General features: G+C 52.1%; 11 protein-coding genes. 6 read left to right on the forward strand and 5 right to left on the reverse strand.

What is annotated here, in order from left to right:
- Positions 1-98 precede the first annotated feature (98 nt).
- A complete protein-coding gene (gene yobH, locus J4614_RS04385) occupies positions 99-338 on the forward strand; it encodes an invasion protein YobH (protein WP_001236777.1) in 240 nt (79 codons plus the stop codon).
- A gap of 211 nt (positions 339-549) precedes the next feature.
- Here the strand turns inward: yobH and kdgR are convergent, their stop codons facing one another.
- Positions 550-1,341 carry a DNA-binding transcriptional regulator KdgR gene (gene kdgR / locus J4614_RS04390; RefSeq protein WP_208293074.1) on the reverse strand — a complete coding sequence of 264 codons (792 nt, stop codon included), beginning with the start codon at positions 1,339-1,341 and terminating at the stop codon, positions 550-552.
- A 175-nt stretch (positions 1,342-1,516) separates the two neighbouring features.
- Between kdgR and J4614_RS04395 the strand changes: the two genes are divergently transcribed.
- Positions 1,517-2,890, forward strand: a complete 1,374-nt coding sequence (locus J4614_RS04395; protein ID WP_000416139.1) for an MFS transporter — start codon at positions 1,517-1,519, stop codon at positions 2,888-2,890.
- Between the two features lie 47 nt (positions 2,891-2,937).
- Here J4614_RS04395 and htpX read toward each other — a convergent pair whose 3' ends face one another.
- The 4 genes from htpX to J4614_RS04415 form a co-directional block, all read right to left on the reverse strand.
- A complete protein-coding gene (gene htpX / locus J4614_RS04400; RefSeq protein WP_000984498.1) occupies positions 2,938-3,819 on the reverse strand; it encodes a protease HtpX in 882 nt (293 codons plus the stop codon).
- 191 nt (positions 3,820-4,010) lie between these two features.
- Complete coding sequence (gene prc / locus J4614_RS04405) at positions 4,011-6,059, reverse strand: carboxy terminal-processing peptidase (RefSeq protein ID WP_001091241.1); 2,049 nt, start codon at positions 6,057-6,059, stop codon at positions 4,011-4,013.
- A 19-nt stretch (positions 6,060-6,078) separates the two neighbouring features.
- A complete protein-coding gene (gene proQ, locus J4614_RS04410; RefSeq protein ID WP_000431401.1) occupies positions 6,079-6,765 on the reverse strand; it encodes an RNA chaperone ProQ in 687 nt (228 codons plus the stop codon).
- A gap of 97 nt (positions 6,766-6,862) precedes the next feature.
- A complete protein-coding gene (locus J4614_RS04415; protein WP_001518229.1) occupies positions 6,863-7,360 on the reverse strand; it encodes a GAF domain-containing protein in 498 nt (165 codons plus the stop codon).
- 128 nt (positions 7,361-7,488) lie between these two features.
- Between J4614_RS04415 and yebS the strand changes: the two genes are divergently transcribed.
- From yebS to J4614_RS04435, 4 genes are all read left to right on the forward strand, one after another.
- Positions 7,489-8,772: a membrane integrity lipid transport subunit YebS gene (yebS, locus tag J4614_RS04420; protein WP_001207293.1), complete on the forward strand. Its 1,284-nt coding sequence runs from the start codon at positions 7,489-7,491 to the stop codon at positions 8,770-8,772.
- Complete coding sequence (locus tag J4614_RS04425; RefSeq protein WP_001552668.1) at positions 8,741-11,374, forward strand: PqiB family protein; 2,634 nt, start codon at positions 8,741-8,743, stop codon at positions 11,372-11,374. Before yebS ends, J4614_RS04425 begins: the two co-directional genes overlap by 32 nt.
- Before the next feature lie 77 nt (positions 11,375-11,451).
- Positions 11,452-12,891: a 16S rRNA (cytosine(1407)-C(5))-methyltransferase RsmF gene (rsmF, locus tag J4614_RS04430; RefSeq protein ID WP_001530936.1), complete on the forward strand. Its 1,440-nt coding sequence runs from the start codon at positions 11,452-11,454 to the stop codon at positions 12,889-12,891.
- 116 nt (positions 12,892-13,007) lie between these two features.
- Positions 13,008-13,244 (forward strand): YebV family protein, encoded by a 237-nt coding sequence (locus tag J4614_RS04435; RefSeq protein ID WP_024131167.1) that lies wholly within the window; start codon positions 13,008-13,010, stop codon positions 13,242-13,244.
- Positions 13,245-13,246 lie beyond the last annotated feature (2 nt).

Consider the following 13,246-nt stretch of genomic DNA (forward strand, 5'->3'; position numbering starts at 1 on the left):
GTAACTGTAGCGGCATTATATGTTTTTAGGAATGATTCACTTGTTTCAATCAATGTACACGCTACTCTTATTCTAACTAAAAAAGAAAAGAGGTAGTAATGCGTTTGATCATTCGCGCAATTGTATTGTTTGCCCTGGTGTGGATAGGCCTGCTGATGAGCGGCTATGGCATCCTGGTGGGAAGTAAAGTGAACGCTGCGGGGCTGGGTTTACAGTGCCATTACCTGACCGCACGCGGCACCAGCACGGCGCAATATCTCCATACCAACAGCGGCATTATTGGCTTTTCCGACTGTCCCATTTTCAGAAAAATCGCCACCGTGGTGGATAATGGCTAAGCGGCAATAAATAATTTCACAGTGAAACTATCACCAATAATTCCGCTATATTGGCTGTTGTTCATAAGTACTGTTAAATAATATTTTAATAACCGTTAAATAAGCCGACAGACATTATCTTCTTTTACGATTTCATCCCACCCGATGTTATAAAAAAAGCAGCTACATTTTTCGCAGCTGCTTTTTTTTAACGTCATGCTAATAACGTTGCTTAGAAAGGATAATCGTTGTAACCCATTTGTTCAGAAATTTTACGCGCGGCAGTGTGTAACATAGCCACATATTCCTGCAGGCGTTCTTCTGAAAAGCGCAGCGTCGGGAACGAAATGCTTAACCCTGCGATGACTACGCCAAAACGGTCAAATACCGGTACGCCGATACAACGTAACCCTTCTTCCTGTTCTTCGTTATCTTCACCGTAGCCTTGCGCACGCACCTCATCCAACAGCGGCAGCAACACCTCAGTGCTGGTAATCGTGCGTCCCGTGCTTTGCTTATACTCAACGCCGTCGAGAATCTGCTTAACCTCATCACGGTCGCGCCAGGCCAGAAGCACTTTACCGATGGCCGTACTGTACAGCGGATTACGACGCCCAATACGTGAGTACATCCGCAGATTGTACATAGAGTCAATTTTATGGATATAGACAATGCTGTCTTCATCCAGCGCGCCAAGATGGATAGTTTCTTTTGTCAGACGAGACAGTTCACGCATCTGAATGTCCGCACTGCGGATGAGATCAACATTTTGCAAAGCTCGTGCGCCCAGCTCAAACAGCTTTAGCGTCAGAGAGTATTTTTCAGACTCCCCTTCCTGAGCCACGTAGCCCAGCGTTTTCATGGTTTGCAAAAAGCGATAAACGGTGCTTTTCGACATCATGACGCGCTGCGATAGCTCGGTAATCCCTATTTCACGCTCTTCACCCAGCGCCTGCAGAATGCCGAAAACTTTCAGCACAGAAGATACAGAATCAGGCTGCTTATCCAGATCTGCGTTTGCCATTTATCACCTCATTACGAGCGTTTTATAAAATTCAGAACGAGTTTTTATTATAATTTCACGCCAGGTCGCCCGCAATCCATCTTTGCTTACTTCGTTACAAATCTGCGACATAACAACTCAGTATTAATGCTAACATTATTATTCAGCTCATAATTCCCCTTATTACAAAATACTTATGGAAAAAACACGGGCCGATGGCCTGCCCCTCCCGCAGAGATACGGCGCTATCCTGACGATTATTATCGGTATTTCGATGGCGGTTCTGGATGGCGCAATCGCTAATGTCGCGCTGCCAACCATTGCGACTGATTTACATGCCTCCCCTGCCAGCTCTATCTGGATTGTCAATGCGTACCAAATCGCCATTGTCGTCTCACTACTTTCCCTGTCTTTTTTAGGCGACATGTTTGGTTATCGCCGGATCTATAAATGTGGTTTAGTGGTATTTCTGCTTTCATCATTGTTTTGCGCGCTTTCAGACTCGCTGCAGATGCTGACGCTGGCGCGCATCGCGCAGGGATTTGGCGGCGCGGCGCTAATGAGCGTAAACACGGCGCTGATTCGTCTTATCTACCCCCAGCGTCATCTGGGACGAGGCATGGGAATTAACTCTTTTATCGTCGCAGTCTCTTCCGCCGCGGGTCCGACGATCGCCGCGGCGATCCTGTCCATCTCATCATGGAAATGGCTGTTTCTGATTAATGTCCCGTTAGGTATCATCGCGTTAATTCTGGCCATACGCTTTTTACCAGCAAACATCGCCCATGACACTAAGCCGCGCTTTGACTTACCGAGCGCGGTAATGAATGCGCTCACATTTGGCCTGCTGATTACCGCATTGAGCGGATTTGCCCAAGGACAGTCGCTAACGTTGATTGGCGCAGAGCTGCTCGTTCTGGTCGTGGTCGGTTTTTTCTTCGTGCGCCGCCAGCTTTCTTTGCCCGTCCCTTTGTTACCCATCGACTTGTTACGCATTCCGCTTTTTTCACTCTCGATCGGCACGTCAATTTGCTCGTTCTGCGCGCAAATGTTAGCCATGGTCTCGCTACCTTTTTATCTGCAAACCGTGCTGGGCCGTAGCGAAGTAGAAACCGGCCTGTTATTGACGCCCTGGCCACTGGCAACGATGGTGATGGCGCCGCTGGCGGGATACCTGATAGAACGTCTTCATGCCGGTTTGCTGGGGGCGCTGGGAATGGTGATAATGGCAGCCGGGTTGTTTGCGCTGGTCATGTTGCCAGCCTCCCCCTCCGATCTGAATATTATCTGGCCGATGATCCTTTGCGGCGCAGGGTTTGGCCTGTTCCAGTCGCCGAATAATCACACCATTATCACTTCCGCGCCGCGTGAGCGCAGCGGTGGCGCCAGCGGGATGCTGGGCACGGCGCGACTGTTAGGCCAAAGTACTGGCGCCGCGCTGGTAGCGCTGATGTTGAACCAGTTTGGCGATAGCGGTACGCATCTTTCGCTGCTCGCAGCGGCGATCCTGGCGACTCTCGCGGCGGTAGTGAGCGGTTTACGTATTACGCAACCACGCGTTCAGGCGTAAAAAAAGCGCGTCATTCGACGCGCTTTTCATACTTGCCAGTGGGCTTATTATTTCAGGTACTCGCCGCTACGCAGCGCTTCAATGCGTTTATCCAGCGGTGGGTGCGTCATAAACAGCTCGCTTAACGATTTCGATTTACCGTTAATACAAAACGCCATCATGCTGGTCGCTTCTTGCGGCTCGTAGCTGGTTTTCAGGCGCTGCAACGCGGCAATCATTTTTTCACGGCCAACCAGCTTCGCCGATCCCGCATCGGCATGAAACTCACGGTAACGGGAGAACCACATGGTGATAATGCTTGCCAGAATACCGAAGACCAGTTCCAGCACCGTCGCAACGGCGAAATAGATTAGCGGATTACCGTTACTTCCTTCGCCTTCATCACGGTTGCCGCCCAGAAAACCAGCAGCAATTTGCGCGATAATGCGCGAAATAAAGATAACGAAGGTGTTAACCACCCCTTGAATCAACGTCATCGTCACCATATCGCCATTGGCAATATGGCTGATTTCATGCGCAATGACGGCTTCCGCTTCGTCAGGACTCATGTTTTGCAACAAACCGGTGCTCACAGCGACCAATGAGGCGTCACGGCGTGCGCCCGTCGCAAACGCGTTAATGTCCGGCGCATGGTAGATAGCAACCTGCGGCATGGCGATACCGGCCTGGCGCGCTTGCGTTGCTACGGTGTTCATCAACCAGCGTTCTCTTTCATTGCGAGGCTGTTCAATAACTTCCCCTCCTACGGATTTTAACGCCATCCATTTGGACATCAGCAATGAAATAAAAGAACCGCCAAAACCAAACAGCAGCGCCATGATCAACAAGCCTTGCACGCTGCTCGACTGTATCCCTGTCAGGCTCAGAACCAGCCCGAAAACGACCATCACGGCCAGGTTCGTCAGCAGGAAGAGCGCGATTCGCATCATAATTTTCTTTTAACCTCAATTTAACAAAGCGCACTATGCGATTACCCACATCGTATGGGTCTTATGGCTATTTTCAAGCATCACCAGGCGGTAAGTCACGAGAAAAACACAACTTTACATTTTGTAGCATTATCCTGACGACTTCTGCGCTTGTTAAAAAAACAGGCACAATTTTTTGTGCCTGTTTAGCGTTACTTATTGGCTGCCGCCTGCTCCGCTGGTTTTTCTTTTTCAAGATGCGCCAGGTCCAGAGCAATCTTCACCGTTTCATCAAGGTACGGGTCCGGCTCCTGGTAATCCTTTGGCAGATCGTCCAGTTTCTTCAGCAACGGTTTACCCTCACGTTTAAACCGATCGTTAATACGCGCCAGACGCAGAGCGTCTTCTTCATTGTTCTCTTTCTCACGCTGCGCATAATTCAGAGAGACAATGTTGCGCTTATCCTTCATGGCATTGAAACGTGCGATATCCTTCATGATGTACTGGAACTCAGGATCTTTGGCGATACGCGCGTTGTGTTCTTTCAATAATTCCGGGCCAAACGGGGCCAAATCATCCGATTTCACGTACTTCGCCGCATCAATGCTATCCCACGGCAAGGCGTTATCTTCAAATTTTTCTCCGGTTTCCGTCTCTTCATTGCCAGTCGGCATGATGATATCCGGCGTGACCCCTTTACGCTGCGTACTACCGCCGTTGACACGGTAAAACTTCTGAATGGTGTACTGCACCGAACCCAGCGCAGGCCATTCCGGGCGAAGCATCTGATCGTAAATTCGGTTTAGCGAACGATATTGTTGTACCGTCCCTTTACCGAAGGTCGGCTCACCGACAATCAGCGCGCGGCCATAATCCTGCATCGCGGCAGCAAAGATTTCCGATGCCGAGGCACTGAAACGATCGACCAGCACCACCAGCGGGCCTTTGTAGTAGACCACGCCGTCGGTGTCGCTATCCTCACGCACTTTGCCGTTATTGTCGCGCACCTGAACTATCGGACCAGAAGGGATAAACAGACCGGAAAGCGAAACGGCTTCCGTCAGCGCCCCGCCGCCGTTTGAACGCAGATCGATAACGATGCTGCTAACGTTCTGTTTTTCCAGCTTCTGAAGCTGAACTTTGACATCATCGGTCAAGCCAACATAGAAGCCTGGAATATCCAGTACGCCAACTTTTTCCTTGCCGACGGTTTTCACCGACATTTTAACCGCGCGATCTTCAAGACGAATCCGTTCACGCGTCAGCGTGATAATACGCGTTTTCGTCCCTTTACCAGCCGGCAGTATTTCCAGTCGGACCTTGCTGCCTTTTGGCCCTTTGATCAGCGCCACCACATCGTCAAGACGCCAGCCAATGACGTCGACCATCGGTTTTCCGGCCTGCCCTACGCCAACGATACGATCGCCGACGCTAATTGACTTACTCTTCGCTGCCGGGCCGCCGGCGACCAATGAGTTAATGACAGTATAATCGTCATCCATTTGCAGCACCGCGCCGATACCTTCCAGAGACAGGCTCATTTCGGTATTAAACTGCTCGGTATTGCGGGGAGAAAGATAATTCGTATGCGGGTCGATTTCACGCGCAAAAGCGGTCATCGCCAGCGAGAACACATCTTCACTGTTGGTCTGCGCCAGGCGACGAATAGCGAATTTGTAGCGACGCGTCAGCGTTTCGCGAATTTCTTTGTCGCTCTTGCCGGTGAGTTTCAGACTGAGCTCATCGAATTTCACTTTACCATCCCACAGCGCATTTAGCTCAGCCTCATCTTTCGGCCAGGGCGCTTTACTGCGGTCCAGGTTAAACGTATCGTTTCCGGTGAAATCCATTGGCCGCTCCAGCACTTTTAGCGCGTACTGGTAACGTTCAAACCGGCGCTTTTGCGCCAGGTTATAAAGATCGTAAAAAACATCCAGCTTACCCGTGCGCAGCTCATCGCCCAACACGGTTTTCTTTTTCGCAAACTGCTCGACATCGCTCGCCAACAAAACGTTGTGGCTATAGTCGAGAAGATTCAGATAGCGATCAAAAATCTTTGCCGAAAATGCCTCATCCAGATCGAACTGGCGATAGTGGGAGCGGGTAAAACGCGACGTTACTCGCTCGCTCACCGTCGCATGTTGCGTCTCTTCCTTTAGTACGGGAATTTGATCGGCACGCGTAATATCTTCCACGGCGAAGGACTGGCCTGCTAATGCAAGCAGGCCAGCTAACGCGGTAAGCCTAAAAAAAGTGTTCATGCCAGGCCTGGCCTCCGTTTCAGAACACCAGGTGTTCTGCGCGTACAATCAAAGACATACCCGAATTCAGCTGTACACGGACACCATCTTTGGTGATTTCTAATACGGTGGCATCCATCGCATTATTACCCGCTTTCACCTTGAGGGACTGCCCTACGGTCAATACTGAAATATCAGAAACCGGCGTGTGCTTCTCTTCGCGAGGCGCACGCGGCGCTTTCGTCGTCGGTTTATCAGCGCGAGGTTTACGTTCAGCGCCTTCTTTACGACGCGCTACCGGGCGAGGTTTACGCTCGCGTCGCGGCGCGTCTTCTTTTTCGCCAGCCGCCGCGGCAGCTTCGCGTTTTTTCGCTTGCTGCTCTGCGCGCTGCGCCTGAACACGGGCTTTGGCTTCTTCAAGCTGCTTACGCGCATGTTCGACATGCTGTTCTTCCAGCTCGCCGCACGGATTGCCATCAAGGTCGACGCGCGTTGCGCCCGGCTTAACGCCGTACAGGTAACGCCAGCTTGAAGTATAAAGACGTAAAGCGGAACGAAGTTGCGTTTTGCTGAGGTTCATTTCGCCCCCAACTCGCTCTACCAGATCCTGAAAAATACCAATTTTCAGCGGGCGAGCTTCGCCTTCCGCACTAAAACAGTGAGGAAAACGCTCGGCCAGAAACGCGATAACTTCTTTACTGCTATTCAACTTAGGTTGATTTTCCATGAAATTTCCTGATTACAACGGACGTAGCCAACAAGCAGCAGGCATGAACAGGCGTCATTATAATGACGCCATCAGTAATTGCTACGTTATCCGTTGATTATCCTGCGACGCTCGCAAAGAATTTTTTGTAATCCGTCGTTGCAAGCACGGTTTCAAGCTGTGCGACCAGCGTACGCAGGCCGTGTTCATCTTCTTCGGTAAAACGGCCAAACGCCGTGCTATCTATATCCAGCACACCGATAATCCGTTCACCAACCGTGACAGGCAGCACAATTTCGGCGTTGCTGGCGGCATCACAGGCAATATGGCCGTCAAACGCATGAACATCATCAATACGTTGAACCTTATTCTGCGCTACCGCTGCGCCGCACACGCCGCGACCAACCGGAATCCGCACACAGGCGATTCGCCCCTGAAACGGCCCCAACACCAGCGTATCGCCTTCGAGGAGATAAAATCCTGCCCAGTTCACCTCGGTAAGACGTTCGAACAGTAACGCGCTGGTATTCGCCAGCGTGGCCAGAAAGCTGGTTTCACCTGCCATTAACGACTGAAAATCGCGGTTTAACGCCGCGTATAGTTCTGTTTTGCTCATTATATAATCACTTCGTGGTCTTACTCCTAAACACAGGCTATTAAAATAAGCATTAAATGCGTTCTTGCTCAAGATTATTCCTGTCATGAGTTAAGATTACATTATTCTAACACTTTGATTCACGATACATGGCTCTGAACACCTCACACGTCACGCCAACAAAAAAGCTAACGATCAGGTCAATTAGCGAAGCGCTGCCGCGCAGCCACTATCAGCGCTGCCCTGAATGCGACATGCTGTTCAGCTTGCCGGAGATGAGCGCTCATCAAAGCGCTTATTGTCCTCGTTGCCAGGCCAAAATTCGCGATGGGCGCGACTGGTCGCTGACGCGGCTGACCGCGATGGCGGTAACCATGCTGCTATTGATGCCGTTTGCCTGGAGCGAACCGTTACTCCATATCTACCTGTTGGGCGTACGCATTGATGCCAATGTGATGCACGGCATCTGGCAAATGACGCAGCAGGGCGATCCGTTAACCGCCGCAATGGTGCTCTTTTGCGTGGTGGGCGCGCCGCTTATTCTGGTTTTTTCAATTGCTTATCTGTGGTTTGGCAGCCTCCTCGGCATGAATCTGCGTCCAGTCCTGCTGATGCTGGAAAAACTGAAAGAGTGGGTGATGCTGGACATCTATCTGGTCGGTATTGGCGTTGCCTCTATCAAAGTGCAGGACTATGCCTTTCTGCAGCCGGGCATCGGGCTTTTAGCGTTCGTCTCGTTGGTGGTTCTTAGCATTCTGACTATGATTCATCTGAATGTGGAGCAACTATGGGAACGATTTTATCCGCAGCGCCCTGCTCAACGTGCGGACGAAAGATTGCGCGTCTGTCTTGGCTGCCACTTTAGCGGCTATCCGGATGCGAAAGGACGCTGCCCGCGTTGTCATATTCCGCTACGGTTACGCAGAAAACAGAGCATACAAAAGTGTTGGGCGGCCTTGCTGGCGTCTATTGTCTTTTTGCTGCCGGCAAACCTGCTGCCTATCTCGGTAATCTACATTAACGGCGGGCGTCAGGAAGATACTATCCTGTCGGGCATTATGTCGCTTGCCAGCAGCAATATCGCCGTCGCCGCCGTCGTTTTTATCGCCAGTATTTTGGTGCCGTTTACCAAAGTCATCGTGATGTTTACGCTACTGTTGAGTATCCATTTTAAATGCGAACAGGGACTGCGGACGCGAATTCTGTTGCTGCGTCTGGTGACATGGATAGGCCGCTGGTCGATGCTGGATCTTTTCGTTATCTCGTTAACCATGTCTCTGATTAATCGCGATCAGATTCTGGCTTTTACTATGGGACCGGCTGCGTTTTATTTCGGCGCAGCGGTAATTTTGACTATTCTTGCAGTGGAATGGCTGGATAGCCGCTTACTTTGGGATGCACATGAGTCAGGAAACGCCCGCTTCGAAGACTGAAGCGCAAATTAAAACCAAACGCCGTATTTCACCTTTCTGGCTGCTACCGCTTATCGCGCTAATGATCGCAGGGTGGCTAGTATGGGATAGCTACCAGGATCGCGGCAATAGCGTGACTATCGATTTTATGTCAGCGGATGGTATCGTACCAGGCCGGACTCCCGTTCGTTATCAGGGAGTAGAAGTCGGCACCGTGGAAGATGTCAGCCTGAGCAAAGATCTGCGCAAAATTGAAGTTCGCGTCAGTATCAAATCAGATATGGAAGATGCGTTGCGCGAAGAGACGCAATTCTGGCTGGTGACGCCCAAAGCCTCGCTGGCGGGCGTTTCCGGCCTGGATGCGTTGGTCGGCGGGAATTACATCGGTATGATGCCAGGTAAAGGCAAGCCCAGAGATCATTTCGTCGCCCTGGATACTCAGCCTAAATACCGGCTTAGCAACGGCGATCTGATGATTCATCTCAATGCGCCGGATCTCGGTTCGCTTAATAGCGGTTCACTGGTCTATTTCCGTAAAATCCCTGTCGGACGGGTGTATGACTATTCGATTAACCCTAACAAACAAGGCGTGACGATTGACGTTCTAATTGAGCGACGGTTTACCGATCTGGTGAAAAAAGGCAGCCGTTTCTGGAATGTCTCCGGCATTGACGCCGATCTAAGCCTGAGCGGCGCGAAGGTGAAACTGGAGAGCCTCGCGGCCCTGGTCAATGGCGCGATTGCGTTTGACTCGCCGGACAATTCCAAACCCGCCGCCCAGGATGACACGTTCGGCTTATATAAAGATTTAGCCCACAGCCAACGAGGGGTAATCGTTAAACTTGAGCTGCCCAGCGGAGACGGTCTGAAGGCGGAATCTACGCCGCTCATGTACCAGGGACTGGAGGTGGGTGAGCTTTCTAAACTGACGCTCAACCCTGGCGGTAAAGTCACTGGAGAGATGACCGTCGATCCCAGCGTTGTTCCGCTGATGCGGGAAAATACGCGCATTGAGTTACGCAATCCCAAACTGTCGCTAAGTGACGCGAATATCAGTTCGTTGTTAACCGGAAAAACCTTCGAGCTGGTGCCGGGCGACGGCGAACCGCGCAGTGAATTTGTGGTGGTGCCGGGTGAAAAAGCCCTGCTGCATGAGGCGAATGCCTTAACCCTGACGCTGACGGCCCAGGAGAGTTACGGCATCGAACCGGGCCAGCCGTTAATTTTACATGGCGTAAAAATTGGCCAGGTCATTGAGCGCAACTTATCCAGTAAAGGCGTGTCATTCATCGTCGCGATTGAACCGCAGCACCGGGATTTGGTACAGGGCGACAGTAAATTCGTGGTCAACAGCCGGGTGGATGTCAAAGTCGGCCTTGACGGCGTAGAGTTCCTCGGCGCCAGCGCCAGCGAGTGGATTGACGGCGGAATTCGTATTTTACCCGGTACGAGCGGGAAGATGAAATCCACCTACCCGCTCTATGCTAACCTGGAAAAAGCGCTGGAAAATAGCCTCAGTGACTTACCGACTACCACCTTAACGCTGACGGCCGAAACGTTGCCGGATGTCCAGGCAGGTTCCGTCGTGCTGTATCGAAAATTTGAGGTAGGCGAAGTCATCACCGTTCGCCCACGCGCCAATACCTTTGACATCGACTTGCATATTAAGCCGGAATATCGCCACCTGTTAACCAGCAATAGCGTGTTCTGGGCGGAAGGCGGCGCGAAGGTGCAACTTAACGGCAGCGGCCTAACGGTACAGGCCTCGCCACTCTCCCGCGCGCTGAAAGGGGCCATTAGTTTTGATAACCTGAGCGGCGCCAGCGCCAGCCGGCACAAAGGCGATAAACGCATTCTTTATGCTTCAGAAACCTCCGCTCGCGCGGTAGGCGGACAAATTACGCTGCACGCGTTCGACGCCGGAAAACTGGCGGAAGGGATGCCAATTCGTTACCTCGGTATTGATATCGGCCAGATCCAGACGCTGGAATTGATCACCGCACGTAATGAAGTGCAGGCAAAAGCCGTACTTTATCCGGAGTACGTACAGACATTTGCCCGCGCCGGGACACGTTTTTCCGTTATTACGCCACAAATTTCCGCGGCGGGCGTCGAGCATCTGGATACGATTCTCCAGCCCTATATTAACGTTGAGCCAGGACGCGGCGCGGCGCGGCGCGACTTTGAACTGCAGGAAGCCACGATTACCGACTCACGCTATCTGGATGGGTTAAGCATCGTCGTAGAGGCGCCAGAAGCAGGCTCGCTTAATATTGGCACCCCCGTCCTGTTCCGCGGTATCGAAGTGGGAACCGTCACCGGAATGTCCCTGGGGTCGCTCTCCGATCGCGTGATGATCACCTTGCGCATCAGTAAGCGTTACCAATATCTGGTGCGTAATAACTCCGTATTCTGGCTCGCCTCCGGCTATAGTCTCGACTTTGGTCTGACCGGCGGCGTGGTGAAAACGGGGACATTTAATCAGTTCATCCGTGGCGGTATCGCCTTCGCTACTCCACCAGGTACGCCGCTGGCGCCAAAAGCGCAAGCCGGTAAGCATTTCCTGTTACAAGAGAGCGAACCGAAAGAGTGGCGTGAATGGGGCACCGCTCTGCCACGTTAAACACCAGGCTCCGGCGTACTCGCGCCGGAGCGTTTTATGCTACACTGCGCGCCTGTTTTTTTGCCGGCGATACACCTGTGGCTCAACACGCTGTCTATTTTCCTGACGCTTTTCTGACGCAAATGCGTGAAGCAATGCCTTCCACGCTCTCTTTTGATGAATTTATTTCGGCCTGCCAACGCCCGTTGCGCCGTAGTATACGCATCAATACGCTTAAAATATCCGTGGCTGATTTCCTTGCCCTAATCGCGCCCTACGGCTGGTCGCTCACGCCAATTCCGTGGTGTCATGAAGGATTCTGGATCGAGCGCGATGATGAAGAGGCATTGCCGCTTGGCAGTACCGCTGAGCATTTAAGCGGCCTGTTTTACATTCAGGAGGCCAGTTCGATGCTGCCGGTCGCGGCCCTGTTCGCCGATGATAATCATCCGCAGCGGGTCATGGATATGGCAGCGGCGCCTGGCTCCAAAACCACGCAGATCGCTGCCCGCATGGGGAACCGCGGCGCCATTCTGGCCAACGAATTTTCGGCCAGCCGCGTCAAAGTTCTGCACGCTAATATCAGCCGATGTGGAATCGCCAATACCGCACTGACGCATTTCGATGGCCGCGTATTTGGCGCTGCGTTACCGGAGATGTTTGACGCTATCCTGCTGGATGCGCCCTGCTCTGGCGAAGGCGTAGTACGTAAAGATCCTGATGCGCTAAAAAACTGGTCGCCAGAAAGCAATCTGGATATCGCGGCGACACAGCGGGAACTGCTCGACAGCGCTTTTCATGCTTTACGACCCGGCGGCACGCTGGTCTACTCCACCTGCACGTTAAATCGCCAGGAAAACGAAGCGGTCTGCCTCTGGCTGAAAGAGACCTACGCCGACGCCGTTGAATTTTTGCCGCTGGGTGATCTGTTTCCTGACGCTGACCGCGCCCTCACCCCGGAAGGCTTCCTGCACGTCTTCCCGCAAATTTACGACTGCGAAGGATTCTTTGTCGCACGTCTGCGTAAAATGTCATCCCTTCCAGCCATGCCCGCGCCGGGGTATAAAGTGGGGGCATTTCCTTTTACCCCCCTCAAAGGCCGCGAAGCATTACACGTTACCCAGGCGGCCAACGCCGTCGGACTGCTGTGGGATGAAAATCTCCATCTTTGGCAGCGTGATAAAGAGGTCTGGCTGTTCCCGGCAGAGATTGAATCACTGATCGGAAAAGTCCGTTTTTCCCGGCTCGGTATTAAGCTGGCTGAAAGTCATAATAAAGGCTATCGCTGGCAGCATGAGGCGACGATAGCCCTTGCCTGCCCGACTCATGCTCACGCGTTCGAGCTTTCTGCGCAAGAGGCGGAGGAGTGGTATCGCGGTCGGGATATTTATCCGCAAACACCCCCTGCCGCTGATGATGTCCTGGTGACATTCCAGCATCAGCCGCTTGGTCTGGCAAAACGTATCGGCGCCAGAATAAAGAACAGTTACCCGCGTGAACTGGTACGTGATGGCAAACTCTTTACTGGTAATAGCTAAAAGCGCACAAAAAAACCGCACTTTTTGACTGGCGCTTTTGCGTACGTTGACTACGCTGAAAAATGGACGGCTAAACTGGTCGTACCACAATTAGCGTATTAACGGAGAGCACGATGATGAAAACCAGTGTGCGCATTGGCGCTTTTGAAATCGACGATGCCGAATTACATGGCGAATCGCCGGGGGAGCGAACGTTAACAATCCCCTGTAAATCCGATCCGGATTTATGTATGCAACTGGACGCCTGGGATGCCGAAACCAGCGTTCCCGCCATTCTCAACGGGGAACATTCCGTTTTGTTCCGTAATCATTACGATCCTAAATCTGATGCCTGGGTCATGCGTCTTGCCTGACT

Source organism: Salmonella sp. 32031103-2018-00083-FB-01-SM-01, from assembly GCF_017571995.1.
Lineage (GTDB): Bacteria > Pseudomonadota > Gammaproteobacteria > Enterobacterales > Enterobacteriaceae > Salmonella > Salmonella enterica.

Coding starts and splice junctions, on each gene's coding strand:
- J4614_RS04415 (WP_001518229.1), bottom strand. CDS start 7,360: ATGAGCAAAACAGAACTATACGCGGCGTTAAACCGCGATTTTCAGTCG.
- kdgR (WP_208293074.1), bottom strand. CDS start 1,341: ATGGCAAACGCAGATCTGGATAAGCAGCCTGATTCTGTATCTTCTGTG.
- htpX (WP_000984498.1), bottom strand. CDS start 3,819: ATGATGCGAATCGCGCTCTTCCTGCTGACGAACCTGGCCGTGATGGTC.
- proQ (WP_000431401.1), bottom strand. CDS start 6,765: ATGGAAAATCAACCTAAGTTGAATAGCAGTAAAGAAGTTATCGCGTTT.
- yobH (WP_001236777.1), top strand. CDS start 99: ATGCGTTTGATCATTCGCGCAATTGTATTGTTTGCCCTGGTGTGGATA.
- J4614_RS04395 (WP_000416139.1), top strand. CDS start 1,517: ATGGAAAAAACACGGGCCGATGGCCTGCCCCTCCCGCAGAGATACGGC.
- J4614_RS04425 (WP_001552668.1), top strand. CDS start 8,741: ATGAGTCAGGAAACGCCCGCTTCGAAGACTGAAGCGCAAATTAAAACC.
- prc (WP_001091241.1), bottom strand. CDS start 6,059: ATGAACACTTTTTTTAGGCTTACCGCGTTAGCTGGCCTGCTTGCATTA.
- yebS (WP_001207293.1), top strand. CDS start 7,489: ATGGCTCTGAACACCTCACACGTCACGCCAACAAAAAAGCTAACGATC.
- J4614_RS04435 (WP_024131167.1), top strand. CDS start 13,008: ATGAAAACCAGTGTGCGCATTGGCGCTTTTGAAATCGACGATGCCGAA.